At 69.1% G+C, this 24,573-nt stretch carries 22 protein-coding genes and 1 pseudogene; 9 read left to right on the top strand and 14 right to left on the bottom strand.

From position 1 onward, the window contains the following. Nucleotides 1-103 precede the first annotated feature (103 nt). The 3 genes from G1H11_RS20480 to G1H11_RS20470 all read right to left on the bottom strand — a co-directional run bounded on the left by G1H11_RS20480 (nucleotide 104) and on the right by G1H11_RS20470 (nucleotide 4,064). Nucleotides 104-1,624 carry an MFS transporter gene (locus tag G1H11_RS20480; RefSeq protein ID WP_163820466.1) on the bottom strand — a complete coding sequence of 507 codons (1,521 nt, stop codon included), beginning with the start codon at nucleotides 1,622-1,624 and terminating at the stop codon, nucleotides 104-106. 129 nt (nucleotides 1,625-1,753) lie between these two features. After that, nucleotides 1,754-2,404 carry a TetR family transcriptional regulator gene (locus tag G1H11_RS20475; RefSeq protein ID WP_163820564.1) on the bottom strand — a complete coding sequence of 217 codons (651 nt, stop codon included), beginning with the start codon at nucleotides 2,402-2,404 and terminating at the stop codon, nucleotides 1,754-1,756. Between the two features lie 196 nt (nucleotides 2,405-2,600). After that, entirely contained in the window at nucleotides 2,601-4,064 is a 1,464-nt protein-coding gene (locus G1H11_RS20470; RefSeq protein ID WP_163820465.1) for an amidase, read from the bottom strand. 490 nt (nucleotides 4,065-4,554) lie between these two features. Here G1H11_RS20470 and G1H11_RS20465 point away from each other — a divergent pair, with 490 nt between their 5' ends. Then, nucleotides 4,555-5,724 (top strand): 3-deoxy-7-phosphoheptulonate synthase, encoded by a 1,170-nt coding sequence (locus tag G1H11_RS20465; RefSeq protein ID WP_163820464.1) that lies wholly within the window; start codon nucleotides 4,555-4,557, stop codon nucleotides 5,722-5,724. Here the strand turns inward: G1H11_RS20465 and G1H11_RS20460 are convergent. Next, nucleotides 5,709-7,067, bottom strand: coding sequence for a dihydrolipoyl dehydrogenase family protein (locus G1H11_RS20460; protein WP_163820463.1), 1,359 nt, complete (start codon nucleotides 7,065-7,067; stop codon nucleotides 5,709-5,711). The genes G1H11_RS20465 and G1H11_RS20460 overlap by 16 nt on opposite strands. An 81-nt stretch (nucleotides 7,068-7,148) precedes the next feature. Between G1H11_RS20460 and G1H11_RS20455 the strand changes: the two genes are divergently transcribed. Both G1H11_RS20455 and G1H11_RS20450 read left to right on the top strand, forming a co-directional pair. Then, nucleotides 7,149-8,048 carry a DUF3152 domain-containing protein gene (locus G1H11_RS20455; RefSeq protein WP_163820462.1) on the top strand — a complete coding sequence of 300 codons (900 nt, stop codon included), beginning with the start codon at nucleotides 7,149-7,151 and terminating at the stop codon, nucleotides 8,046-8,048. 146 nt (nucleotides 8,049-8,194) lie between these two features. Then, nucleotides 8,195-9,550: a multicopper oxidase family protein gene (locus G1H11_RS20450; protein WP_163820461.1), complete on the top strand. Its 1,356-nt coding sequence runs from the start codon at nucleotides 8,195-8,197 to the stop codon at nucleotides 9,548-9,550. On the opposite strand, the gene ggt is transcribed toward G1H11_RS20450, so the two are convergent. From ggt to G1H11_RS20440, 3 genes are all read right to left on the bottom strand, one after another. Beyond that, a complete protein-coding gene (gene ggt / locus G1H11_RS20445) occupies nucleotides 9,540-11,375 on the bottom strand; it encodes a gamma-glutamyltransferase (protein WP_216843975.1) in 1,836 nt (611 codons plus the stop codon). The genes G1H11_RS20450 and ggt overlap by 11 nt on opposite strands. A 165-nt stretch (nucleotides 11,376-11,540) precedes the next feature. After that, nucleotides 11,541-11,696 (bottom strand): hypothetical protein, encoded by a 156-nt coding sequence (locus G1H11_RS25035; RefSeq protein ID WP_174257841.1) that lies wholly within the window; start codon nucleotides 11,694-11,696, stop codon nucleotides 11,541-11,543. Beyond that, the gene (locus G1H11_RS20440; RefSeq protein ID WP_163820460.1) at nucleotides 11,697-12,461 is read right to left on the bottom strand and encodes a class E sortase; all 765 of its coding nucleotides are present in this window, start codon (nucleotides 12,459-12,461) and stop codon (nucleotides 11,697-11,699) included. It lies immediately after the preceding gene. 279 nt (nucleotides 12,462-12,740) lie between these two features. On the opposite strand from G1H11_RS20440, the gene G1H11_RS20435 reads away from it, so the two are divergent. From G1H11_RS20435 to G1H11_RS20420, 4 genes are all read left to right on the top strand, one after another. Continuing rightward, nucleotides 12,741-13,721 (top strand): zinc metalloprotease, encoded by a 981-nt coding sequence (locus G1H11_RS20435; protein WP_216843974.1) that lies wholly within the window; start codon nucleotides 12,741-12,743, stop codon nucleotides 13,719-13,721. Nucleotides 13,722-13,730: 9 nt separating this feature from the next. Next, nucleotides 13,731-14,255 carry a 2'-5' RNA ligase family protein gene (locus tag G1H11_RS20430; RefSeq protein WP_163820459.1) on the top strand — a complete coding sequence of 175 codons (525 nt, stop codon included), beginning with the start codon at nucleotides 13,731-13,733 and terminating at the stop codon, nucleotides 14,253-14,255. A 133-nt stretch (nucleotides 14,256-14,388) separates the two neighbouring features. Beyond that, a complete protein-coding gene (locus G1H11_RS20425) occupies nucleotides 14,389-14,712 on the top strand; it encodes a hypothetical protein (RefSeq protein WP_163820458.1) in 324 nt (107 codons plus the stop codon). A gap of 116 nt (nucleotides 14,713-14,828) precedes the next feature. After that, the gene (locus G1H11_RS20420) at nucleotides 14,829-15,188 is read left to right on the top strand and encodes a rhodanese-like domain-containing protein (RefSeq protein ID WP_216843973.1); all 360 of its coding nucleotides are present in this window, start codon (nucleotides 14,829-14,831) and stop codon (nucleotides 15,186-15,188) included. Nucleotides 15,189-15,213: 25 nt separating this feature from the next. Here G1H11_RS20420 and G1H11_RS20415 read toward each other — a convergent pair whose 3' ends face one another. From G1H11_RS20415 to G1H11_RS20405, 3 genes and pseudogenes are all read right to left on the bottom strand, one after another. Then, nucleotides 15,214-15,420 (bottom strand): hypothetical protein, encoded by a 207-nt coding sequence (locus G1H11_RS20415; RefSeq protein WP_163820457.1) that lies wholly within the window; start codon nucleotides 15,418-15,420, stop codon nucleotides 15,214-15,216. Between the two features lie 117 nt (nucleotides 15,421-15,537). Then, nucleotides 15,538-15,699, bottom strand: a pseudogene (locus G1H11_RS27230) (MerR family DNA-binding transcriptional regulator); the annotation flags it as partial. A 227-nt stretch (nucleotides 15,700-15,926) separates the two neighbouring features. After that, nucleotides 15,927-16,844, bottom strand: a complete 918-nt coding sequence (locus tag G1H11_RS20405; protein ID WP_163820456.1) for an NADP-dependent oxidoreductase — start codon at nucleotides 16,842-16,844, stop codon at nucleotides 15,927-15,929. Between the two features lie 111 nt (nucleotides 16,845-16,955). Between G1H11_RS20405 and G1H11_RS20400 the strand changes: the two genes are divergently transcribed. Then, nucleotides 16,956-17,813 carry an oxygenase MpaB family protein gene (locus tag G1H11_RS20400; RefSeq protein WP_163820455.1) on the top strand — a complete coding sequence of 286 codons (858 nt, stop codon included), beginning with the start codon at nucleotides 16,956-16,958 and terminating at the stop codon, nucleotides 17,811-17,813. A 97-nt stretch (nucleotides 17,814-17,910) separates the two neighbouring features. Here the strand turns inward: G1H11_RS20400 and G1H11_RS20395 are convergent, their stop codons facing one another. The 4 genes from G1H11_RS20395 to G1H11_RS20380 all read right to left on the bottom strand — a co-directional run bounded on the left by G1H11_RS20395 (nucleotide 17,911) and on the right by G1H11_RS20380 (nucleotide 22,698). After that, nucleotides 17,911-20,076, bottom strand: coding sequence for an MMPL family transporter (locus tag G1H11_RS20395; RefSeq protein WP_216843971.1), 2,166 nt, complete (start codon nucleotides 20,074-20,076; stop codon nucleotides 17,911-17,913). A gap of 299 nt (nucleotides 20,077-20,375) precedes the next feature. Further along, nucleotides 20,376-21,701 (bottom strand): sigma-70 family RNA polymerase sigma factor, encoded by a 1,326-nt coding sequence (locus G1H11_RS20390; protein ID WP_163820453.1) that lies wholly within the window; start codon nucleotides 21,699-21,701, stop codon nucleotides 20,376-20,378. Beyond that, complete coding sequence (locus G1H11_RS20385; protein ID WP_163820452.1) at nucleotides 21,698-22,060, bottom strand: YciI family protein; 363 nt, start codon at nucleotides 22,058-22,060, stop codon at nucleotides 21,698-21,700. Before G1H11_RS20385 ends, G1H11_RS20390 begins: the two co-directional genes overlap by 4 nt. Before the next feature lie 29 nt (nucleotides 22,061-22,089). Continuing rightward, a complete protein-coding gene (locus G1H11_RS20380; RefSeq protein ID WP_163820451.1) occupies nucleotides 22,090-22,698 on the bottom strand; it encodes a dihydrofolate reductase family protein in 609 nt (202 codons plus the stop codon). Nucleotides 22,699-23,032: 334 nt separating this feature from the next. Between G1H11_RS20380 and gdhA the strand changes: the two genes are divergently transcribed. Further along, nucleotides 23,033-24,382 (top strand): NADP-specific glutamate dehydrogenase, encoded by a 1,350-nt coding sequence (gdhA, locus tag G1H11_RS20375; protein WP_163820450.1) that lies wholly within the window; start codon nucleotides 23,033-23,035, stop codon nucleotides 24,380-24,382. Nucleotides 24,383-24,573: the final 191 nt, after the last annotated feature.

Here is a 24,573-nt window from a genome sequence, read left to right as displayed (position 1 = left end):
TGGGTTGTGGTCGTGATTCGGTCCGATTTGCCCGATTTCAACGACCGCAACCCATGCCAAGGGCTAGGAGGGGGAGGGTGAACACCCCCGGGAGGTGCCGGCGCTAGTGGACCATCACCGGCGCCAGCTCACCGTCGCCCTCGCCGTCAGCGGCTAGTGCGACGTCGTCGGCCGGCTTGCCTGCGGTGACGAAGGTGTAGGCCACCACCGCGGCTGCCGCCAGGATGACGACCGCCCACCAGATCGCCGACGTGAAGCCGTACACCATCGCGTCGAGCCGGAGCAGCTCGGGCGACGCCGCCGAAGCGGCGTTGGCCGCGACGTAGGTGGTGGTGGCACTTGCAGCGATGGTGTTCAGCAACGCGATGCCGATCGCGCCACCCACCTGCTGCGAGGTGTTGATCATGGCGGAGGCGATCCCGGAGTCGCGCGGCTCCACACCGTACGTCGCCAGGCTCATCGCCGGCATGAACGTCGTCCCCAGGCCGAGTCCGAGCAAGACCTGGGCGGGCAGGATCAGGCCCACGTACGAGCTGCCGGGCTCCAGCTGGGTAAGCATCAACATGCCTACCGCGGCGATCGCCAGACCCGGGCCCATGAGGTAGCGGGCGGGAATCCGGGTCATCAGCCTGGCGCCGATCTGGGTGGAACCGGTAATCATGCCGGCGACCATCGGCAGGAACGCCACGCCGGTGCGCACCGGGCTGTAGCCCTCGACGATCTGCAGGTAGTACGTCAGGAACAGGAACAGGCCGAACATCGAGACGATCGCCAGCCCCATTGACAGGTAGACACCGCCACGGTTGCGGTCGAGGACGACGCGCAGCGGCAGCAGCGGAGCCTTCACTTTCCGTTCGACAGCGACGAACACACCAAGCAACACGACGGTCGCCACGAACATGCCGACGGTCACGGGGTCGGTCCAGCCGTCGGTCTCGGCGCGGGTGAAGCCGTAGACGAGAGCCACCAGACCCAATGTGCCCAGGAGCGTTCCGGGAATGTCGAGGGGCGAGGGGTTCCGGCTTTCCTTGGGATCGCGGATTTCGGTCAGCGCACCGAAGAAGGCGACCGCGGCGATGGGAATGTTGACGAAGAATACCCAGCGCCAGTCCAAATACTCGGTCAGGACGCCGCCGAGGATCAGCCCCACAGCAGCGCCGCCACCGGCGATAGCGCCGAAGATGCCGAACGCCTTCGCGCGCTCCTTGCCGTCGGTGAAGGTGACGGCAAGGAGGGACAGTGCGGCGGGAGCCAGCAGTGCGCCGAAGACGCCCTGCAGGGCACGGGAGGCGAACAGCATCGCCTCGTTGGCGGCGACGCCTCCGATGGCCGAGGCGATCGCGAATCCGACCAGCCCGGTCAGAAACGTGTTCTTCCGGCCCCACAGGTCGGCGATGCGGCCACCGAGCAGGAGGAGTCCTCCGAAGGCCAGCGCGTAGGCGGTGATGACCCACTGACGGTTCGCGTCGGAGATGCCGAGGTCGGCCTGAGCGGATGGGAGGGCGATGTTCACGATGGTGCCGTCGAGGACGACCATCAGCTGGGCGATGGCGATGAAGGCCAGCGCCCGCCACCGGCGCGGATCGGCCCCCGGCCGCGCCGCTAGTTCGGATGTTTCGGACATGCGTGATCCACCAATCGGTTGTTCAAAGGGGTGGTGAGTGACGTGAGTGACCGCCGTCAGCCCGGCCGCGTGCGCATCGCGGTGGCGCAGATCGGCGTGTGGCCTACGGAGTGTTTCGGTCTTTCGTGATCAGCTTTGGCGGCGCTCCAGATCTTCCAAGGTGACAGCTACGCCGGGCAGCTCTGACCGGACAGGATTGTGCAGTCCGTCGACGAACAACTGCAGATGACGACGGAAATAGCGGATGGCGAACTCACAGCCGGTGCCCGCGATGGGGCGGGTCAGCTGCGTGACGGCGACCATGAGATCGCCAAGGGCGACGTCGCGACGCAACTGGCCCGAGCGGCGAGCCCGGTCCATCAGGGCGTTGACGGCGCCCTCGAGCCGGTCGATGGCGGCACGGACCTGCGGGTCGGACTTGTCGAAGTCGTCGCCGAAGAACGAACACAACGAACCGAATCGCTCGTCCGCGGCACGGATGATGAAACCCCGCAGCGCTTCGAAGGGATCGTCGCCGTCGGTCAGGGCGGCCTCGGCCTCGTCCGCGATCCGGGCCATCGAGTACAGCGTGGCCTGCAGAATCAGCTCCCGCCGACTGGCGAAGTGCCGGTATACAGTGGCGTTACCGACTCCCGCCCGGCTCGCGATGGTGTCCAGCGGGACGTCCGGGCCGAACTCGACGAGGACGTCGCGAGCGGCGCTGACGATGCGGTCCCGATTGCGGGACGCGTCCGCCCGCAGTCTCTCCGGCGGGGCCACCCCCACGCTCTTCGCGCCCATCTCCTGCTCCACTCCTCGGGCTGCTGCCATCTCGAGCCCTTCCCTGCCATCATCCACGGCAATCCGGGGATTGTCTCCCCATTTTTTCGGCATCTGGGGACTGAATCCCCGCTTTGCACCGAACACCGGGTGAAACGGGGACTGGGTCCCCACTAATTCCTGAGTAAAATGTGACCTGCATCACTTCGGCCGCTTCTTACCAGATCGGCGGGCGGCGGTGCCGCCACGGGCGCGCCTCTTCGAGCTGCGCGGACAGCGACAGAAGGCCTTCCTCGGCGCCCAGCCGCCCGCCCAGCATCACCCCGATCGGCAGCGGCGTGCCGTGCGGCTCGTCCCGTCCCGTCGCCGGCAGTTCCGTCCAGTGCAGGGGCAAACTGACCGCCGGCCAGCCGGTGATGTTCCAGACGCTCGTCCAGGGCGTGTAAGCCATCTGTGCCGAGAAATCGGCGGCCGGATCGTCGTCGTCGCGCAATTCCCCGACGAACGCGGGCGGGCGGGCCAGCGTAGGCGACAAGATGACGTCGTACTCGGCCCACGTCGCCGCGGCCTCTCGTGTGATCAGCTGCACCGTGTTGAACGCCTGGGCATACTTGAGCCCGGACACCGAACGGCCCGCGTCTCGTAGCCAGCGCGTCAGCGGGGTCAGGCGGTCTTCGGCCTCCGGCGCCACCGGAGCGCTGAGCGCCAGCACCGCCCAGAGCGCCTCGAACGACGACCATCGCTTCGCCGGGAAGGGCACCGGGGCGGGTTCGACGTCGTGGCCCAGCTCCTGCAGGAGTGTCGCCGTCTCGCGCACCGCGGTGAGGCACTCCGGATCCACCTCGGTGTCGGTGATGACCGGCTGAATGAGCACACCGATGCGCAGCCGTCCGGGATCGCGGTCACAGGCGTCCAGGAAGCTGGTGCGCGGCCCCGGGAGCGTGTAGGTGTCCCCTGGCCACGGCTGCGCCAGGACATCCAGGCCGGCGGCGGTGTCCCGGACATCACGCGTGAGCACGCCGTGCACCGCAAACCCGGCGCCGTCGACGCCGTAGGGACCGGGACTGACCCGTCCACGGCTCGGCTTGAGCCCCACCAGGCCGCACGCCGCGGCCGGGATGCGGATCGAGCCTCCGCCGTCGCTGGCGTGCGCGATCGGCGCGATGCCCGCCGCCACGGCGGCTGCGGCTCCCCCGCTCGATCCCCCGGCCGACCGGCGCGGATCCCACGGGCTGCGGGCCGGCGGCGCGATGGCGGGCTCGGTGTACGCCGGCAGGCCGAACTCGGGGGTGTTGGTCTTGCCCAGCATCATGGTGCCGGCTGCGCGCAGCAGCGTGACGACACCGTCGTCGACCTCGGCGACCACCTCTTCCACGGCAGCGCTGCCTGCCCGGGTGGGCACCCCGGCAACCATGCTCAGGTCCTTGACCGGGCACGGCACGCCCAGCAGTGGGCGCTCCCGATGTTCGGCGGCCGTGAGCCGCTCAGCCGCGGCGCCGGCGGCTGCATCGGCGTGATGGCGGGCCAGTTCGGGGGTCAGCGTGATGAACGCTCCGAGGTCCGGACCCAGCCTCTCGGCCCGGTTCAGCGCGTGCGAGAGCACCTCGTGCGGAGATGTCTCGCCGGCGCGGACGGCCGCCGCGAGCTCCAGCGCCGTCAGCTCGTGGATCTCGGTCACCATTCGACCCTACGACGGCGAGTGCGCGACGTGTCCGGCGAATCGCCGCAGTATCCGTTGACCACCTGATCGTCGATATGTCGTCTGATCGCCCCGGCGGTGATGATCAGGGGGCAAACACCGCGGTAGATGCCTCGATGTGCCGTCTGATCTCGTCTCAATTCGTGGACGCTAAACGATCAGGTGAACGAACGACGTTCCTCGGCGCGCTTTCGCCATCTGATCCACAAGCGGTCAGGACTCACACGCGGAGATCCAGAGCTTCACACGGACGTGTTGTGTTATAGTCCGCGACGTGGTTGAGAATCGTTGGTATCGGCGCTTTACTGCGGCTCCGGGTCGAGCCGGAGGCAGCGCACGCTGACCAACATCTCCACCCGGAGCCACTAAGGCAGAGACGTCTCGTCTCTGCCTTTCGTCATTCAGGCGGGCGGCTCCGGTGGAACTCTGGGTCTCCCGCCGTCCATACCAGAGACGGAAAGCGCACCCAGCCATGTCGCACACTCACCCCAGCAGCCGTTCGACCGACGCCGCGGGCGCCCCCACGCCCAGCGAACACCCCACACCCGGCGAACGGCACACGCCCAGCGACCACCTCACCACCAGCGACCTGCGAATCACCGGCTTCAAACCTCTGACCGCTCCGCGTGAGCTGCTCGAGGAGCTCCCCCTCAGTGAGGAGCATGCCGAGCTGGTCCGCCGGTCACGGAACGACGTCCGGGCCATCCTCGCCGGCGACGACGACCGGTTGCTCGTCGTCGTCGGGCCGTGCTCGGTCCACGATCCCGACGCTGCCCTGGACTACGCACGCCGCCTCGCCCCGCTGGCCGAGCAGCACCGCGCCGATCTGGCCATCGTCATGCGGGTGTACTTCGAGAAGCCGCGGACGACGGTCGGCTGGAAGGGCCTGATCAACGATCCCGGCCTGGACGGGACGTTCGACGTCCAGCGCGGCCTGCGCACGGCGCGGACGCTGCTGTTCGACGTCCTCGGCACCGGCCTCCCGGTGGGGTGCGAGTTCTTGGAGCCGATCAGCCCGCAGTACATCGCCGACACGGTGTCGTGGGGCGCTATCGGCGCCCGGACACCGGAGAGCCAGGTCCACCGCCAGCTCGCGTCCGGACTCTCGATGCCCGTGGGATTCAAGAACGCCACCAGCGGCGACGTCCAGGCCGCCATCGACGGATGCATCACGGCGGCGAACAGCCACGTCTTCTTCGGCGTCGACGAGGACGGCCGGGCCGCCGCGGTGTCCACGGCGGGGAACCCGGACTGCCATGTCATCCTCCGCGGCGGCCAGGCCGGACCCAACTACGGGCCTACAGACGTCCGAGACGCCCTGGCCTTGCTGCACAAGGCGGAACTGCCAGAGCGGCTCGTCATCGACGCGAGCCACGGAAACAGCGGCAAGGACCACATCCGGCAGGCGGCCGTCGCTGGTGAGATCGCCGGGCAGATCACGGCCGGGGAATCCGGCATCGCCGGGATCATGCTGGAGAGCTTCCTGGTTGCCGGCCGGCAGAATCTCGGCGACGCGCCCCTGACCTACGGCCAGAGCGTCACCGACGCGTGCATGGGGTGGGAGGCCACCACCGACGTCCTGAGCGAGCTCGCCGGCGCCGTCCGCGCACGCCGCACGACGGGAACTCAGGCCAGCGACTGAACGGCCTCCTCGATGCCGCGGTGGAACGTCGGGTACGCATAGATCATGTGCCTCAGGCGTTCCACCGGCACCTCGCCGTGGACGGCGACCGCCAGCGCACCGAGCACCTCACCGCCGTGCGGTCCGGCCGTCGTGGCCCCGACCAGCACGCCCCGGTCCGCGTCTTCGACCAGCTTGATGACGCCATCGTTGCCGGCTTTGTGGATCCAGCCGCGGGTGGTGGAGGGCACCTCGGCGACTCCGACCCGCACCCGCAGTCCGGCCTTCTCCGCCTGAGCCTGGGTCATCCCCACCGCGCCGACCTCCGGGTCGGTGAACGTGACCCTCGGCAGCGCCGAGTAGTCAGCCGGCGGCCCTTCCTGCCCGAGGATGTCGCGGACGACGATCGCGGCCTGGTACATCGCGACGTGGGTGAACGCGCCACGACCCGTGACGTCGCCTACCGCCCAGAGTTTCTCGGCCGCCCGCATCCGCTCGTCGACCTCGATGGCCCGCGCCGACGGGTCGAGGCCCACCGTATCCACGCCCAGATTCCCGAGCTGCACCCGGCGGCCCACCGAGACGAGCAGGCGCTGGACGGTGTGGTCCGTGCCGTCCTGGAGAGTGACCGCGAACTCGAGCCCGTCGTGGCTCACCATGGATGCGGCATTGCCGGTGTGCACCCGGACGCCGTCAGCCTCCATCGCGGCACGAACCACGTCGGAGGCCTCCGGTTCCTCCATCGACAGCAAGCGGTCCGCGGCCTCAGCGACGGTGACCTGCGAGCCGAATCTGGCGAACGCCTGAGCGAGTTCCAGCCCGATGGCGCCGCCACCGAGCACCAGCAGGGACTCAGGAAGCTCCTTGGTCTCCAGGGCTTCGCGGTTGGTCCAGTACGGCGTGTCGGCGAGCCCTTCGATGGGAGGGATGGCCGGTGCTGTGCCCGCGCCGACGACGACGGCCCGGCGCGCCCGATAGACGGTTCCGTCGACCTCCACGGCGCCCGGCCCGGCCAGCCGGCCCCATCCGCGGACCAGCCGCGCGCCCTTGCCGGTCAGCCGGTCTGCCGCGATCTGATCGTTCCAGTCCGTGGTGGCCTCGTCGCGAATGCGCTGCGCCACCGGTGCCCAGTCCGGGTGGACCTCGGCGTGGCCGGCCATGCCGTCGATCCGGCGGCCCTCCGCGAGCAGGCCCGCCGAGCGAATCATCATCTTGCTGGGAATGCATCCCCAGTACGGGCATTCGCCGCCGACGAGGTTCCCCTCGACGCCGACGACGTCAAGACCCGCCTCCGCGAGCCACCCGGCCACGGCTTCGCCGCCGACGCCCAGGCCGAGAACCACGACATCCGCTTGCTCGCTCATGAGTCTCGCTCACGCTCCGTCCACCGCTCGTCGCAGGAATTGCTCACGACCACTCCACACAGGCTAGCCTGTTCAGTGGTCATGAGTAGATCATTCATCCGCGCCTTCCGCCGGCTTCGCACGCGCACCGAGTCAGCGCGGCCGCCGGCACATCCCGCCCGCGCATGGCGAGCCCTGCTGGGCTCGGTCATCCTGCTCTGCGCCGGCGCGGCCACGATCGTCGCCGCCGTGCCCGGCGAGCAGGATGGCCCAACTGACGGCCGCGGGACTGTTCTGGCCGGGCCGCAGTTGGGGCATCCCGACGTGAACGGCCCGGACGATCCGGCCCAGCGCGACCCGGACCACTCCCGCAGCCAGGACAGCCGGCGCAAGCCGACGCTCGATCCGTCCGTTCCGGCCAGGGTCTACGGGCCCGTGGTCAACGGCCGCCGCCAGCCGTACCCCGTGGACCCGCCGGACAGCGCCGAGGGCAAGTACCGCACGGTGCCTGGCGGTGCGCGGCCGCCCCGCGGTAGGTCTGGCGATGTCCGGCGCTACGTGGTCGAGGTGGAGCGCGGCCTTCCGTTCAGCGCCGACGAGTTCGCCGACGACGTGCACAGCATCCTCAACGACGAGCGCGGATGGGGCCATGACGACAGCGTCCGGTTCCGGCGAGTGGAGCGCGGCGACGTGGACTTCCGCGTCTCCCTGTCCAGCGCCGGCCTGACCGACGACCAGTGCTACCCGCTGCTCACCCGTGGGCGGGTCTCGTGCTGGAACGGCACGCGGGCCGTCATCAACGCCGAGCGCTGGGGCTTGGGATCGCGCACCTTCGGCGCGGATCTCCTCAGCTACCGCGAGTACCTGATCAACCACGAGGTCGGTCATGCGCTGGGCCACGGCCACGTGGGCTGTCCCGCCGAGGGAGCCCGCGCCCCCGTGATGGTTCAGCAGACCAAATCGCTGGAGGGCTGCACGGCCAATCCGTGGCCGGCGCGCTGAGGGACGCCCAGCCGAGACGAGTTCATCCGGTCGGCTGATCGCACCTGCCGCCCCAGCTGTGGCAAGATCCGTCCCGAGAACATGACTCTGCTCTTGACTTTATGACATCCATGACATTACACGCATTCGGGACGGAGAACGCCACGATGACGGTTGCACGCTACCCGGGCACCCGCAGGCCACAGCCCGCCGAACCAGGCGACCTTGCCGCGCGGCCCACCATGGGGAACGACACCGCCGTCCCGGCACAGCGGCAGCCCGGCAGCCCGCATCCGGCGCTTTCCGCGGGCCGGCCGTTGCGTGATCTGGAGCAGATCCGCAGTCACGAACGGAAGCTGTACCACTCGGTGCGCGTCACCCCCGAGGACGTCGCGGCGGCATCGAAGCCTGGCCTGGCAGGATACGGACACGCGGGCCCGGGAGAGTTGCTCCGGGTACGAGCGGGTGACCGGATCACCATCCGGATCCACAACGGCACCGATTCCGCCGACGTGCCGGTCACCGGGCCGCACGTCTCGGCCAGCGGCGTGAGCGACAACGTGTTCGTCCGGGTGCCGCCCGGCAGCAGCCACCAGTACGACTACGACGTCCCAGCCGACCAGCCGTCCGGCCTGCACTGGTACTACCCGCTCGGCGAACGTGCCCGCCGCTCGTGCGGCCGCCTCGTTGGGCCGGTCGTCGTCGAGGGCGACATCGACCGGGTGCCTGCCATCGCGGCGGCCCGTGACCGGGTGCTGGTGATCGACGGGCACGGGCCCGGACGTCACGGAGCTGCCGTCCCGCTTCTCCGGGTGAACGGCCAGCGGCAGCCGGAGATCGACATCCGGCCCGGCGAGATCCAGCGCTGGCGAGTGCTGAACGCCCATCCCGAACGCTGCGTCTGGCTGCATGCCGAGGGGCACACGCTCCACCACATCGGCCAGGACGGCATCCCGTTCACCCGCGCGCGACCGGTCCAGGGCGTCATGCTCATGCCGGGAAACCGGGCCGAGCTGCTGGTGCGAGCGACCAAGCCAGGCACCTACCGGGTCTTTGCGCAGGGTTACCAGCACGACGCTCGCAGCGTTGCGGTCCCGGCCGCGGAGCTGGCGTCGATGGTGGTCGACGGGCGCCCCATCTTCAGCCGGCTGCCGAGGCAGCTGGTCGACACGCTACCCATTCCCACGGGGCCGGTCGTCAAGCAACGCACCGTGCGCGTCGCCGGAGACCAGAACGGGCACGACGGCTCCGGTTGCCGATATCTCGCGGACGGCCGCGAGGTCACCCTGGACAGGTGGGCACGCGACAGCCTCGGCACCGTCGAGGACTGGCTCGTGATCAACGACGACGACGTGCAGCGGCCGGTGCATCTCTTGGGCAACCCGTTCCAGGTGCTGGAGGTGCGGGGAGCTCCGGCCGGAGACGCGTCCTGGCACACCGACCCCGAGATCTGGCGGGACACCTACCGGGTCCCGCCCAAGGGTCAGGTCGCCATCCGCGTCTCCTGCCGCGTCAGCGCCTGACCGGGACCAGCACTCCCGCGCTGCCTCCGCCACGCCGCTCCGGCTCCGCGACCGCCATCATCCGCCCACGGGGCAGGAACTCGATGCCGGTCACCGCGCCGATCTCGGCAGTCTCGCTGAACACGTGACCCAGCTCCTCCAGCTCGGCAGCCACCGGCGTCCCGAGTGCCGCCGGCTCGGCGTTGGTGACCGCGCCGTTGCGCTGCGACAGCCGCGGCGCCGCCACCGCGTCCGGAAGATCCATACCGAGATCGATCCGGTTGAGCAGCGTCTGCAGGACCGTGGTGATGATGGTGGCGCCGCCGGGACTGCCCAGTGCAAGGAAGGGCTCCCCCTCATCGAGCACGATGGTGGGAGACATCGACGAGCGCGGCCGCTTGCCCGGGCCGGGCAGGTTCGGATCCGGCGCATCGCCCTGGGTGGGCACGGCGTTGAAGTCGGTCAGCTCGTTGTTCAGCAGGAACCCACGGCCGGGGACGGTGATCCCGCTGCCGCCGGTCTGCTCGATGGTCAGCGTGTAGGACACGACGTTGCCCCACCGGTCGGCTGTGGTCAGATGGGTGGTCGAGCCGCCACCCGGGACAGCCCCGGCAGCATCGGCGGACTCACCGCACGGGGCGTAGTCTCCGTCCGGGCTGCCCGGCGCCACCGGCTTCGGTGCCGCCTGATCCGGGTCGATCTCACACGCCCGCTCGTCGGCGAACCCCTGGGAGAGCAGCTCGGCGAGTGGCACGTCGATCACGTCGGGGTCGCCGACGTAACGGTTGCGATCCGCGAACGCCAGCGCGCTGGCCTCCAGGTACACGTGCAGGGCAGAGGCCTCGTCGCCGGAGTCGAGCTCGAAGTTCTCCAGGATGTTGAGCGCCTCTCCCACGGTGGATCCGCCCGACGACGGCGGGCCCATGCCGTAGACCTCCAGACCGTCGTACTCGACGAGCGTCGGCTCGCGCTCGATCACCCGGTAGCCGGCAAGGTCGTCGACACTGAGCTCGCCGGAACGGACGACGCGCTCCGCATCGTCGGCCACCGGAGGTGCCTGGACCGTCGCGGCGATCTCCTCCGCGATCTCACCGGAGTAGAAGACGTCGGTGCCGTGCTTGGCGATCAGCTTGTATGTGTCGGCCAGGTCCCGATTACGCAGCTTTGTGCCGACCTCGGGCGGTGCTCCATCCGGCAGGAACAGCTCGGCGGATGCCGGGAAGTCGGCGAAGATATCCGCATTGTCCTCTACCTGGGAATGGAAGGTCTCATCGACGACGAACCCACTCCTGGCCAGGCGGATCGCCGGCTGCAGGGTGGTCCGCAGGGAGAACCTGCCCCAGCGGTCGAGCGCGTCGTCCCACGTCTGAAGCGTGCCGGGCGTGCCGATGGACAGGCCGCTGACCCGCGCCTCCTGGAAGGGCAGGGGTTCGCCGGCCTCCGGGTCGAGCAGGAGATCCGCTCCCGCCGTAGCCGGCGCCGTCTCCCGGCCGTCGAGCGTGGAGACCGTGCCAGACGCGGCGTCGTAGTAGACGAAGAACCCGCCGCCGCCGATGCCGGCTGAGAACGGCTCGGTCACGCCCAGCGCGGCCGCGGCGGCGACCGCGGCGTCCACGGCGGTGCCGCCACGGCGCAACATCCGCAGGCCCGCGGCGGTGGCATCCGCGTCCACCGTGGAGACGGCGCCGCCAATCCCGACGGCCACCGGCGTCTTCGGTGGCTCCTTCGGCCCACCGCGCCCCTGCGGGTCTGCGTCTCCGGCGTGCGCGGGCCCGAGAAGCCCCGCTGCCAGCACCGTCGCCGTCACGGCGACGGCTCCCATTCGACTCTGCCGTTTCCACGTCATGGCCTGCTCCTCACGGTCCGGGCACTCCGCCCGCGCGGCCGGGACACGTCGTCCGTCCGCTCCGGGCACTCCTACCCTGCCGGTTCCCGGGCAGCATGAGAAGACCCGGTCCGCCCACCAGGAGCAGATGGGTCGCGGGACGCGAGCGCAGGCGGTAGGCCGGCGTCAGCCGACGGTGACCTCGCTGATCTCCAGAGTCTCCTCAACCCAGGGAAAGACCCAGATGAACAGCGCGTACACGATCGCTGCGAGTAGGATCAGGAAGATGACCAGCCGGACCGGCCACGGTCCGGGCAGGTGGCGCCACACCCAGGCATACATCTAACGCTGTTCCTCCTCGATCAGAACTCCGGTCGCGTACATGCGGTGGGACGAGCCGAACCGCGGCCAGCACGTAGTCAGGGTAATCCGCTTCTCCACCGGCTCGGCATCCCGCGGCTGGCCCGGGACCGGGTCCACCACCCAGCTGTCGCTGATCGAGATGCGATTCCCGTCGGAGTCGCCGTCGGGGGCGTCGTCGAGCTTGTAGACGAAGGTGCCGTCGACGGTCTCGATCTCCACGATGTCACCCACGTGCAATCGCGGGAACGGGGCGAACGGCTCGCCATGACCGGACCGATGCGCCGCGACGGCGAAGTTTCCCAGCTCCCCCGGATTGGCACTGTCCGGATAGTGCCCGGGGCCATTGCGCAGATCATCGTCCTCGACTCCCTGGACGATCACCCATTCCCAGTCGTCACCGAAGCGGGGGATCCGGATGATGCCGTACGCGTCACCGAGAGCCAGCTCATCCAGCGACCTGTCCGATGAGCTGTCCGACTCGTCCGGCGACGAGCCGTCCTGCGACGAGCTCGCTGAACCGCCAAGATCGAGCTGGCCGCGAAGGTCGTCCTGCGCAGCCGCCGTCTGCAGGCCGGTTCCCCACAGAAGGTAGACCACGAAGAGGAGGACGAGCGCACCAGCGGTCAGCAGCAGTTCCCCGAACCCGCCCGCGATCATCGCGGGCACGCTGCGCCGTGGTGGCGTGCCCCGCACCCTCGCGCCCGAGCGTGGCTGTCCCGTCTCCGCCTGTTCACGCATGGTCATCCGAGTCCCCGTAGCTCCGCCCACACCCTGACATCTCCCCCAACGGCTACTTGACCAGGTGAGTTCCTGATCGTCAATCCGAGAACAGCGGTCCGCAGGCGCCGTCCGGGCATATGGGACATTTCGTCCCACGCGGTGTCCGGGTGACGAGCCCGGCGGCATCCAACCCCGCCATGTGGGTCGGATCGACCGCCCTCACGCTGGCGTGGAGCCTGCTGTTTCTGCCCTCTGTTCACCGTTGACGTGATCTTCCCCCGAAGCCGGCGATAACGTCGGAGTGTGACTGAGCTGCCCTACGTCGCGACCCCGCAGCGATGCGCGACCATGCCGGTGCACCGCCGGCTGCTGGACTCCGCGCCGGGATACGCGGGCCGGTGCGCCGAGCTGGAGAACTTCACCTTCCGGCGTCCCGAGGCGGCGCGGCAGGAGGTCGCCCGGATCCCCGTGGTCGTCCATGTGGTGCGGGAGTCGCCCGACGACGTCGGCGACGAGCAGGTGGCCGGCCAGATCGAGGTGCTGAACCGGGATTTCCGCGGGGAGACGCCGGACATCGCCCTCATTCCGGAGGTGTGGCGCGGTCTCGTCGGCGACGCGCGTGTGGAGTTCTTCCTGGCGGAGGAGGATCCGGACGGCGAGCCGACCAGCGGCATCATCCGGGTACCTACGTCCGTGCCTGCCTTCGGCACCGACGACTCGGTCAAGGCGGGAGCCACCGGCGGCTCCGACGCCTGGCCGGCCGAGCATTACCTGAACATCTGGGTCTGCCAGCTGGCCGGCGGCGTGCTGGGCTACGCGCAGTTTCCCAGCGGCCCGCCCACCACGGACGGCGTGGTGATCACCCATACCGCCTTCGGCACCACCGGCACCGCGATCACTCCGTTCGACGGCGGTCGCACCACCACGCACGAGGTAGGCCACTGGCTCAACCTGCGCCACATCTGGGGCGACGACGGCGAAGGCTGCCACGGCAGCGATTTCGTCGACGACACCCCCAACCAGGGCGGCCCGAACCAGGGCCGCCCCACCTATCCCACCGTCAGCTGCGCCAACGGTCCGCACGGCGATATGTTCATGAATTTCATGGACTACACCGACGACGCCTGCATGGCGATGTTCACGGCCGGGCAGGTGGAGCGGATGAACGCCGCCTTGTCCGGCCCTCGTGCGGCATTGCTCACCGCACCAGCCGGAAGCCCGTCAGCCGGCACCGCGGCGACGGGAACCGCGTCGACCGCCGGCCAGGCTTCCGCCGGACACTAGTGTGGAGTCGTGGCTCTGGCGGTGTGCCTGCTCTTCGACGCCCGATCCGAGCGAGCCGTGCGCCGGCTCTGGGACCGGTTGGAGGAAGGCGGCGTTCCCACGTTGCGCTCCCACACCCATGGCCGCCACGTCCCGCATCTCTCCTATGCCGTGCTGCGGGAATGGTGTCTGGACGACGTCCGGTCGGCCGTCGAGCAGGTACCCGACGGCGGGCCGGTGGAGCTGTCCTTCGACGGTGTCGGCACGTTCCCCAGAGGCCGGACCTGGCTGATCCCCGCCATGGACGCGAACGTCGTGGCCAGGCAGGCAAGGATTGCGGAGGCCTTGGTGGCTACGGGTGCGCAACTGCACCACAACTACCTTCCCGGTGCCTGGATACCGCATTGCACTCTCGCGCCGCGGGTTCAGCTCGCCGCGCTGCCGAAGATCGCGGCGGCGGTCAACGACGTCGTGCCGTTGAAGGTCCGAGCCGACCGGGCGGCGCTGATCGACAGCGGCACCGGTGAGCGCTGGCCGCTGGGCCATATCCCCTGATCGCCGGCAGAGCGTGGACCGCGGACTGGCAGACCCTGGCTCACGGATCCCTGGCTCACTGAGCCAAGCCGGCTGACCCGCCGGGCTCGCTGATTCCCGGGCTCGCTGTCCCGCAAGCGTGCACACTGGAAGCATGCCTGTTTTGCCGCCCGGACTCTTCCGCCGCTGGGTCCACATGCAGGAGGAGGACACCGAGGACATCCGTGTCTACCGGCCGGCCGAGTACCCACTGCCGCCAGCCCGGAGCCGCGACGGCATCGAGTTCCGCCCGGACGGCACCTTCGTCCGCTGGGCGCTCGGCCCGGTGGACGCGCCGGTGGCCTCGGACGAGCAGACTTGGAGCGGCGACAGCGAAGATACCCTCCGGCTGCTCGGCCCCGACGGCGGAACCGACGCCGTCCTGCGCATCGCCGACCTCACCGATGACGTGCTGCGGCTGCGTCCAATCCAGGGGTGAACCAGGGCGCAGCGGCAAGGACGGATCCGGCAGCCGGCACCAAGCCAAGCGAACCGACATCGTCCGGGTGATCACCCGGACAATGTCGGTAGACAAACGGAGGGCACGACGGCACCGTGAGCGAAGAGATCGACGTCCCCACCGCCTACGCCATGTGGATGGCCGGTGACCTCATCGTCGACGTCCGTTCGCCTGAGGAGTTCGCCGCCGGCCACGTCGCCGGAGCTGTGAACATCCCGCTGCGCGAGCTGGCGGTCCGCGAGGGGGAGCTCCCCCGCGGCCAGGTGGTCACTGTGTGTTCGACGGGCATCCGATCGCTCCGCGGCGCCACCGCGCTGGCGCGGACCGGCCGGACGTCGTTCTCGCTGCGGGGCGGGACCAAGGCGTGGGCAGCGGCCGGGCACCCGGTGGTCACGGGAGCCGAGCCCGGACGGCGCCGCACTCGGTCACTGTGGCGGCGGCTGCTGAGGCGGTGACCCCAGCAGCACCGGAAGGCCAGGCTCACCGGGTCCGATGCCCGCGCAGTGCCGGAGAGGACAGCGCCACCAGCGTGCACATGATCAGGCTGCCCGCGCAGACGCCGATCACCAGATCGGCTCGAGTCGCATCAGCGAGCAGGCCGGGCCCGTTGTTGGTGAGCAGCAAGGGGGCCGACTGGGCGATGAGGACGACGGCCTGGACGCGGGCAAGGGTGCGTGCGCGGGGCATTGCCGAGCACCATGGGCACCACATGGGTGGTGAACAGCCCGGTGCCGAAGCCGGTCACCAGGGCCGCGGCCACCGCCGGCGCGGGCCGGATGCCGAAGCCCGGCTGCCAGCGCCAAACCCGGCCACCAGCCGAGCGGCGTGTACCTGATCGGGCGCGTAGCGGCGATACCCGGAACCGGGGTCAGTGACGGCGGACACCAGGACGCCGGCACGGTCGTAGAAACGCAGAGCGCTGACGCTCAGCCCGCTCGCTCGGGCCATCTGCCCGATGCCGCGCAGATCGTGGTCCACCTGCTCGTCGTCCAGCCGCTCGTCGTCCATGGATCGCACCTTGCCATCTCAACCAGGTTGAGGGTCAACGTGTGCGACGCCTTGTCGGGCAGTGAACCGACATTGTCCGGGCAATCACCCGGACAATGTCGGTAGTCACGGCATGGATCCTCGTCGCCCGAAGCAGGGAGACGGCAGACGATTCCGGCGTCACGCCTGGCTACCCCCATACTTCCCTATGACACGGTAAGCACGATCTTGCCGCGCACGTGCCCGCTTTCGACCTCGCGGTGCGCCGCAGCGGCGTCCTCAAGCGGGTAGGTCGCATGCACGTGGACCCGCAGCCGCCCGTCGTCGTACAGGCTGACCAGCTCGGCCAGCCGGCCGGCGGAGCGTTCCAGGCCGAGCGAACGGATGCCCAGGTCACCCGCGAACTCCTGACCGGCGATGGTGCCGATCCGGTTCCGGTCCGGAACCAGTTCGACGGAGGCGTCCAGCACTTCGCGGGTGCCCACCGCGTCGAGGACGGCGTCCACCCCGCCGGGGGCCGCCTGGCGGACCCGCTGCACGAGCCCGTCTCCGTACGTGACCGGGACAGCTCCCAGCTCACGCAGGTAGGCGTGGTTGCGCTCGCTCGCGGTTCCGACGACGACGCCGCCCCACGCCCGTACGAGTTGCACGGCCATCGATCCGACTCCGCCCGCGGCAGCGTGAATCAGCACCGTCTCCCCTGCCCGCACCCCCAAAGCGGTCAGGGCGGCATGGGCGGTCTGCCCGGATGCCGACAGCGCTCCCGCTTCGTCCCAGGGCATGTTGGCCGGCTTGACGATAAGGTCGTCCACCTTCGCGAGCGCGTATTCGGCATGTGCCGGCCCGGTGGTCCCGCCCAGGATCTCGTCGCCCGCGGCGAATCTTGTGACTCCGTCGCCAAGAGCGTCGACCACACCCGCTGCCTCGGACCCACCGCCTTGCGGAAATCTCGCCGGGGCCCAGTCGGCTGTGTCGCCGCGCCGGAGCTTGACGTCGAACGGCTGCAGGCCAGCTGCGCGGACCCGGATCCGCACCTTTCCGGGTCCGGGTACCGGCGGATCGGCGTCGACGACCCGCAGCACCTCAGCATCGCCGTACTCGTCGAACACCACTGCTCGGCCCATGGTGGCCCCGTCCCTTCACCGCGACTCCGGCGCTCCCGCTGCTCCTCCCCCACCCTGTCACGTCCTCCACAGGATCGGGAGCGAGGGACACGTGCGACGTACGCTGGAGCTATGACGGAAGCCGAGGCGGACCTCGGGCTGTTCGGGCCGGAGAGCGTCAGCTGGCGGGTGCATGCCGAACCGATCCTGTGGGTGGCCGGAATACGGGCCCTCTACCTGCAGGCCCTGCACCCGCGCGCCGTAGGCGGCGTCGTTCAGAACACGGATTTCCGGCGCGACTCGTGGGCGCGGCTGTTCCGCACCGCCGAGTACGTCACCACGGTGGTCTACGGGACGACCGAGGACGCCAGGAAAGCGGGGCAGCGTGTCCAGAGGATTCATGACCGGCTCCGCGCCCGGGATCCCGAGACCGGCGAGGAGTATCGGGTCGACGAGCCGGGTCTGCTGCGCTGGGTGCACGTCACCGAGGTGGAATCGTTCCTCAGCACAGCTCGGCGAGCCGGCGTGCGGCTGACCGATGACGAGGTGGACGGCTACTACTCGGAACAGTTGCGAGCCGCCGAGCTGGTCGGTCTCGATCCCGCGATCGTGCCCGCGTCCGCCGCCGGTGTAGCGAACTACTACCGCGGCGTCCGCCCCGAACTCGCGCTGACACCCGCGGCCCGCGACGTCGCCCGCTTCCTCCTCTTCCCGCCGATGCCACGCAAGATCGGCTGGACGGTGGGACGGCCCCCCTGGCTCGCCGTTGCCGGCACCGCCTTCGGGCTGTTGCCCCCGTGGGCTCGACGCCTGTACAAGGCGCCCGGCCTCCCCACCACCGATATCGTCGCGGGTCTGAGCGCGCGGAGTCTGCGCGCGGTGATCGGCCTCCTCCCGATCCGAGAGGGGCCGATATACCGCGACGCCATGCGCCGGGCGGAGCTCGCTGGGGCAACGCCGCGCTATCGACACTCGAATCTGGCGGAGTGACGTTACTGCGGCGGAGGAGTGACATTGATGTCACGATGACAACAACGGATTCACTCCTCCGCGACACCAGGCTCATTCCTCCGTTGTACCGACTCCGTCAGGACACAGGTTTCAGCTGACGGTCCTCATTCGCAGGAAAGACCGGCACCCGGCCCCGCAGGAACCGAGGCGCCCACCAGTTGGCCCGGCCGAGCAGGACCATCAGCGACGGCAGCACCACGGCCCGGATGATCACCGCGTCGATGAGCACCGCCACCGCGAGGCCCACACCCATCTGCTTCATCTCCACGACGCGCATCGCCGCGAACAGGCCGAAGATGGCCACCATGACCACCGCCGCGCTGGTGATGACCCCGGCCGAACCGGTGATCCCGTTTCGAACGGCGTCCTTGGTGGACAGCCCTCGGTCTACGGCTTCGCGGATCCGGCTGACCACGAACACGTGATAGTCCATCGACAGGCCGAAGAGGATCACGAACAGGAAGAGCGGGATCCAGACCACCACGGAACCGGTCGAGGTGAAGCCGAGCAGCCCTTCGGCCCACGTGTTCTGGAACACGACGGCCAGCACTCCGAACGCGGCCACCGTGGACAGGAGGTTCACCGCCACCGTCGTCAGGCCGATCACCACCGACCGGAAGGTGACTGTCATCATGATGAACGCCAGCGCCAGGACGAACGCGATGATCCACGGCAGCTTCGAGGCCAGGTTGTCCGTGTAGTCGACGGTCGACGCCACCTCTCCGCCGACGGCGTACTCGGCGTCGAGCCCGTCCAGTGCGCGTGGCGCGAAATCCCCGCGCAAGACGTCCAGCGACGCTTCGGCCTCCGCGGATTCCGCCGGGTATGGAACACCGACCGTCATCGTCGCCACCCGACCGTCACCGGACACCTGCACCACCGGGGCCTGATCGTGAGCGAAGCGGCTGTCCTGAGCTGTCAGCGCCGCGAGACCGGCCAGCGCCGAGCGCAGAACGTTCTCGTCACCCTCCCGGGCCTCGACCGCCACCATGTGTGACGTACCGGAGCTGGGAAACGCCTCGACCAGCCGATCGTAGGTCTGCATGACCGGCAGGCTGCGCGAAAAGTTCTCCTCCGACGGGTCGCTGAGCTTCATGTCCGTGGCCGGCGCGGCGACGGCGAGCAGGCCCAGCACCGCGACCACGAGCGTCGCCGCCGGATACCGCAGCGCGGGCCGCAGCACGGCAGGCCAGAACCGCGCCGGCCGCGACTGATTGGTGAGCCGCCACAGGACCGGCACCCGGGGCCGGTCGATCCGATGGCCCAGCTTGGCGAGCAGGGCAGGCAGAACGGTGAGCGATCCGGCGACGGCCACCGCGACCACGAGAATCGCGCCGGTGGCCATGGAAGAGAAGTTGACGTCGGCGGACAGGTAGAGCCCGGCCATCGAGACGGCCACGGCAAGGCCGGACACCACTACGGAGTGCCCGGACGTGGCGGCGGCGATCTCGATCGCCTCGACGGTGCCCCGTCCCCTGGCGCGCTCCTCCCGTTCCCTGCGCAGGTAGAACAACGAGTAGTCGACACCGACGGCAAGCCCGATCAGGAGCATCAGATGCGTCACCGTGCCGCCGTCCGGGATCGCGTAAGAGGCCAGCGCGTAGAGGCCGATCGCCGATGCCACCGAGGAGATGCCCAGCAGTACCGGCACACCCGCGGCCAGAATCGCACCGAAGGCCAGGAGCAGCACGATCAGCGTCACGGGGACACTGAGCATGGCGATGGTGCCCAGGTCTTCTTCCAGCAGTTCGAAGAACGCCTCCGAGATCGACGCCTCGCCGGCCTGTTCGATCGTCAGGTCCGGGTACTGCTCGTCGATCGATTCGGTGACACCGAGCAACGCACCGACCCGCTCGTCAGCGGTCTCGGCGTCACCAGCGACGGTGACCGGAACCAGCACGGACTCGCCGTCCCCGGAGGGGATCGCCTCGTCGACGCCGGCCACGTCGGGCAGCGCCGACATCCGCGCCGCGACGTCTGCGGCGGCCGCCCGAGCCGTCGCAGGATCGAGCAACCCCGATTCGGCGGTGATCAGAACATTCTCGGTGATCGACGGCTCCAGATCGCTGCCGGCGACGATCTGGTCCGCACGGCCGGCCTCCCCCACGCCGAGTTCGACATCGCTGGCTTGCTGAATCCCAGCCAGGCTCAGCGCGCCCACACACAGGACCATGAAGGTGAACCACGCCCCGATGGCGCGCCACGGATGAGTCGCGCTCCACCGGGCGATCCGGACTGTCACGGGTGGGCGGATCCTGAATGGGGGACGGGCTGTCTGCTGGGGCACCGTACGGCCCTCCTCGGGCATCGGGACTCGGCATAGGTGGATGGGTCGCGACGATTGAGACCGCCGGCTGGCGAGCTCCCCCGTGTGCAGCTGCCGTCTCCATCGTTCTCCAGCCGGACGCGCGGCGCGCTGGTGTCAGCCACCGAGCAGTGCTGGCGACAGCCGCACATGGTGCACTGGGGCCACCCCCACCCGCCCCATCCGGGGGCGAGCACCGGGCCCGGGCATTAGACTCCCGGCACCGAACCCGGTCCTCAGGACACGGAGTCGGGGCCGGCTGTCCCACGAGACAAGGGGCGTGGGACAGCCGGCCGCACCACCTCCCCACCCTCCCCGTGATCGTGGGGAAGGGCGTCACGGCGGCGGCGCAGGAACTCACGCTCGGCGGCGTTGCCAGCCCGGGTGATCGCCTCGCCGTACGCCTGGATCGCGTCGTCGTCGCGGCCAAGTCGGCGGAGCAGATCGGCGCGGATGGCGTGGAACAGGTGGTAACCGCGGACCGCGCGCTGGTCCAGCCCCTCCACCAGAGCCAATGCCGCGCCGGGACCGTCCACCTCGGCCACCGCCACCGCCCGGTTGAGGGCCACCACCGGGCCCGGTGCAACGGACAGGAGCTGGTCGTACAAGGCCAGAATCTGTCGCCAGTCCGTGTCCGCCGCGGTCGGCGCATCGCTGTGCACGGCGTTGATCGCCGCCTGGATCTGATACGGGCCCGGCTGGTTACGCCGTAGGCAGCGCCGGACCAGCTCCTGGCCCTCGCCTATCAGCGCACGATCCCACTGGGCGCGGTCCTGGCCGCCCAGGAGTACAAGCCCGCCATCGGCTCCGACCCGGGCGCCGCGACGCGACTCGATCAGCAGCATGAGCGCGAGCAGACCGAGGACCTCCGGCTCGTCGGGCATCAGCTCGGCCAGCACCCGGCCCAGGCGGATCGCCTCCGCACCGAGGTCTTCCCGGACCAGCTCGTCGCCCGAGCTTGCCGCGTATCCCTCGTTGAAGATCAGATAGACGACCGCCAGGACGGCGCTGAGCCTCTCCGGCAGATCCGCCTCGGCGGGGATCCGGTACGGGATCCCAGCGTCGCGGATCTTCCCCTTGGCCCGCACGAGTCGCTGCGCCATGGTGGGCTCCGGCACCAGAAAGGCCCGGGCGATGTCCGCCGTGCTGAGCCCGCCCAGGAGCCGGAGCGTCAGCGCGACCTGCGCCGTGGTGGCGAGAGCAGGATGGCAGCAGGTGAAGATCAGGCGCAGGCGGTCGTCACGCACAGGTCCCTCCTCGACCGGTTCGGCATCAGCGCGCAGCAGCAGCGCCTGGGCGTGCCGATCAGCCCGGGAGGCTTCACGCCGTAGCCGATCGATGACCTTGTTGCGGGCCGTGGTGATGATCCATCCGGCCGGGCTCGACGGCAGGCCGACCTCCGGCCACCGTTGTACCGCCGCGGCGAACGCGTCCTGGACCGCCTCCTCCGCGACGTCGATGTCTCCGAAGGCGCGGACCAGCACGGCAACCGCGCGGCCGTACTCCTCGCGGAAGACGTGCTCGATGTCCGCAGCGGACGGTCGCGGCGTGCCCGGAGTCACGCGAAGGTACGCTCCTCGTCGTCGATCATCGGCCTGACCTCCACCGGGAGGGTGAGAGCGCGGGCCAGCTTGCGGCCCCACTTCAGCGCGGCATCCAGATCCGCCGCCTCGATCACCGTGAAGCCACCGATGTGCTCCTTTCCTTCGGTGTAGGGCCCGTCGGTGACCAGAACGTCGTCGTCCCTGACCCGAAGCACGGTGGCGGAGCTGGCCGGATGGAGCCCCGCGGCGAAAACCCACGCCCCGGCCGCCTGGAGCTCGGCGTTGACCGCCTGGAGGTCGCGCATGATCGGCTCCAGGAACTCCGGCGGCGGCGTCGGACCGTCGGGCTGGTAGATGCTGAGAAGGTATTGCGTCATGGTGATGCTCCTCCTTCGAGGTGCCGACGTTACCGCCGGCTGTGTGCTGGGTGTGTTCGGGCGGGCTGATATGTCGCGATCATGACCCCCGTGGTGGTGGTGACGGTATCGGCGAGCCGCAGCGAGGCGAATGTGCCGCCGTCGGGAAAGAGGCGGCGACCCGATTCGAGGAGGACGGGGTGGATCAGCAGCGTGTACTGGTCGACGAGATCCTGCCGGGCCAGTGTCTGGATGAGCTCGCCGCTACCGAGGACGGCGATGTCCTTGCCCGGCTGCTGCTTGAGCTTCGACACCGCCGCGACCACATCCCCCGGGATCAGCGTCGAGTTCTCCCAGGGAAGCGGCTCGTCGAGCGTCGTCGACACGACGTACTTCTGCGTCTTGTTGAGCACCTCGGTGAACGGGTTGCCGGTCTGTTGCGGCCAGAAGGCGTGAAAGTCCTGGTAGGTCCGCCGTCCGAGCAGCAGCGATCCGGTGCCGGCCATACTCTCACCCATCACCCGGCCCATGACGTCGTCGTTGTAGGGCAGCGCCCATCCCCCGTGTTCGAAGCCACCGCGGCGGTCTTCATCCGCCCGTCCCGGCGCCTGCATCACACCGTCAAGCGTCACGTTGTTTGTCACGATGATCCTGGCCACGTCGTTCTTCCTTTCGTCTCTGGTTGCGGACCGGGCCGGTCTCTCTGGCCGGTCCTCACCCTCTACACGAATGGCCAAGCGCCGGATCGACAGCGACGGCGGCTGAATCCATGACGATTTCCGGTCCACGACGAATCTCCCGCTCCCTCCACGGCACCGGATCACCGGGCGGCCCGAGCAGCAAGGCGGGGCCGAGCGGTTCCCGCGCATACGCGGGCAGGTAATCTCGAGGAAATCGCCAAAGTCGCCGATTCCACGGCACATGCCGTGGGACGAAGGAGAAGTATGCCGAGACTCGGGCGGCTGCGTCCGAGAAGCCGTGGAGGTGGCCGCTGTGTCAGGCCTGGATGAAAAACTGCAGAGCATCTACGCAGAGGTCTTGAGCCGCAATCCTGGCGAGCAGGAGTTCCATCAGGCCGTGCGCGAGGTGCTGGGCAGCCTGGGGCCGGTGGTGGTCAAGCACCCGGAATACGTAGAGGCCGCCGTGCTCGACCGGCTCTGCGAGCCGGAGCGGCAGATCATCTTCCGGGTGCCATGGGTGGACGATTCCGGTCAGATCCAGCTGAACCGTGGCTTCCGCGTCCAGTTCAACTCAGCGCTCGGCCCGTTCAAGGGTGGTTTGCGTTTCCACCCCAGCGTCTATCTCGGAACCATCAAGTTCCTCAGCTTCGAGCAGATCTTCAAGAACTCCCTCACCGGCATGCCCATCGGCGGCGCCAAGGGCGGTTCCGACTTCGACCCGAAGGGCCGCTCGGACGCCGAGGTCATGCGATTCTGCCAGTCGCTGATGACTGAGCTGGGCCGGCATGTCGGCGAGTATCTGGACGTGCCCGCGGGTGATATCGGCGTCGGCGCACGAGAGATCGGCTACCTGTTCGGCCAGTACAAGCGGATGACCAACAGCTATGAATCAGGGGTACTGACCGGCAAGGGGCTCACCTGGGGCGGATCCCAGGTCCGCAAGGAAGCCACCGGTTACGGAACCGTCTACTTCGTGAACGAGATGCTCAAGGCCCACGGGCAGTCGTTCGACGGCAAACGGGTGGTGGTCTCCGGGTCCGGGAACGTGGCGATCTATGCGATCGAGAAGGTCCACCAGCTCGGTGGAACCGTCGTGGCCTGTTCGGACTCCGCCGGCTACGTGGTCGACGAGAAGGGTATCGACCTCGAGATCCTCAAGGACATCAAGGAAACCCGGCGTCTCCGGATCGAGGAGTATGCAGACCTCCGCGGCGGCGCCGCGAAGTTCGTAGCCGATCAACCCGTATGGGACGTTCCCTGCGACATCGCCCTGCCGTCGGCCACACAGAACGAACTGAGCGGCGCCCACGCCGCCACACTCGTCAAGAACGGCTGCCGGGTGGTCGGAGAGGGAGCCAACATGCCCACCACACCGGACGGCGTGAGGGTATTCCGTGAGGCTGGGGTACGGTTCGCGCCCGGCAAGGCGGCCAACGCCGGGGGCGTCGCCACCAGCGCACTCGAGATGCAGCAGAACGCGTCGCGAGACTCGTGGACGTTCGAGTACACGGAGAACCGCCTGGCCGAGATCATGTGCGGCATCCACGATCGATGCGCCGAGACCGCTGAAGAATACGGTTCTCCGGGGGACTACATCGCCGGTGCCAATATCGCCGGTTTCACCCGGGTGGCGGACGCTATGCTCGCCATGGGCGTCATCTGATGCCCTTGCGGCGTAGCCACCGCTCACGGTGAGCGTGCACAAATCCGGCGTACCACCGGCAGGCGAGGCCGATTGGTAACAGTTTCGACAAAGCCGTTTGCCTCTCTATTGACCGGTAATAATTTTCGCGCTAGCTTCCGGGCAAAGGTCTAAACCACCGGTGCCATTTGCGGCGACGACGACGCACCTCG

Source organism: Phytoactinopolyspora alkaliphila (assembly GCF_010550695.1).
GTDB lineage: Bacteria > Actinomycetota > Actinomycetes > Jiangellales > Jiangellaceae > Phytoactinopolyspora > Phytoactinopolyspora alkaliphila.
Note: the sequence above shows the minus strand (reverse complement) of the source record. Positions and strands in the feature narration are given on the sequence as shown.

What these genes read in the sequence shown, in the direction of transcription:
- G1H11_RS20385 (WP_163820452.1), bottom strand. Translation starts at nt 22,060, where the DNA reads ATGACGCAATACCTTCTCAGCATCTACCAGCCCGACGGTCCGACGCCG.
- G1H11_RS20475 (WP_163820564.1), bottom strand. Translation starts at nt 2,404, where the DNA reads ATGGGCGCGAAGAGCGTGGGGGTGGCCCCGCCGGAGAGACTGCGGGCG.
- G1H11_RS20400 (WP_163820455.1), top strand. Translation starts at nt 16,956, where the DNA reads ATGACGGAAGCCGAGGCGGACCTCGGGCTGTTCGGGCCGGAGAGCGTC.
- G1H11_RS20425 (WP_163820458.1), top strand. Translation starts at nt 14,389, where the DNA reads ATGCCTGTTTTGCCGCCCGGACTCTTCCGCCGCTGGGTCCACATGCAG.
- G1H11_RS25035 (WP_174257841.1), bottom strand. Translation starts at nt 11,696, where the DNA reads ATGTATGCCTGGGTGTGGCGCCACCTGCCCGGACCGTGGCCGGTCCGG.
- G1H11_RS20440 (WP_163820460.1), bottom strand. Translation starts at nt 12,461, where the DNA reads ATGACCATGCGTGAACAGGCGGAGACGGGACAGCCACGCTCGGGCGCG.
- G1H11_RS20480 (WP_163820466.1), bottom strand. Translation starts at nt 1,624, where the DNA reads ATGTCCGAAACATCCGAACTAGCGGCGCGGCCGGGGGCCGATCCGCGC.
- G1H11_RS20465 (WP_163820464.1), top strand. Translation starts at nt 4,555, where the DNA reads ATGTCGCACACTCACCCCAGCAGCCGTTCGACCGACGCCGCGGGCGCC.
- ggt (WP_216843975.1), bottom strand. Translation starts at nt 11,375, where the DNA reads ATGACGTGGAAACGGCAGAGTCGAATGGGAGCCGTCGCCGTGACGGCG.
- G1H11_RS20460 (WP_163820463.1), bottom strand. Translation starts at nt 7,067, where the DNA reads ATGAGCGAGCAAGCGGATGTCGTGGTTCTCGGCCTGGGCGTCGGCGGC.
- G1H11_RS20470 (WP_163820465.1), bottom strand. Translation starts at nt 4,064, where the DNA reads ATGGTGACCGAGATCCACGAGCTGACGGCGCTGGAGCTCGCGGCGGCC.
- G1H11_RS20415 (WP_163820457.1), bottom strand. Translation starts at nt 15,420, where the DNA reads ATGCCCCGCGCACGCACCCTTGCCCGCGTCCAGGCCGTCGTCCTCATC.
- G1H11_RS20405 (WP_163820456.1), bottom strand. Translation starts at nt 16,844, where the DNA reads ATGGGCCGAGCAGTGGTGTTCGACGAGTACGGCGATGCTGAGGTGCTG.
- G1H11_RS20455 (WP_163820462.1), top strand. Translation starts at nt 7,149, where the DNA reads ATGAGTAGATCATTCATCCGCGCCTTCCGCCGGCTTCGCACGCGCACC.
- G1H11_RS20450 (WP_163820461.1), top strand. Translation starts at nt 8,195, where the DNA reads ATGACGGTTGCACGCTACCCGGGCACCCGCAGGCCACAGCCCGCCGAA.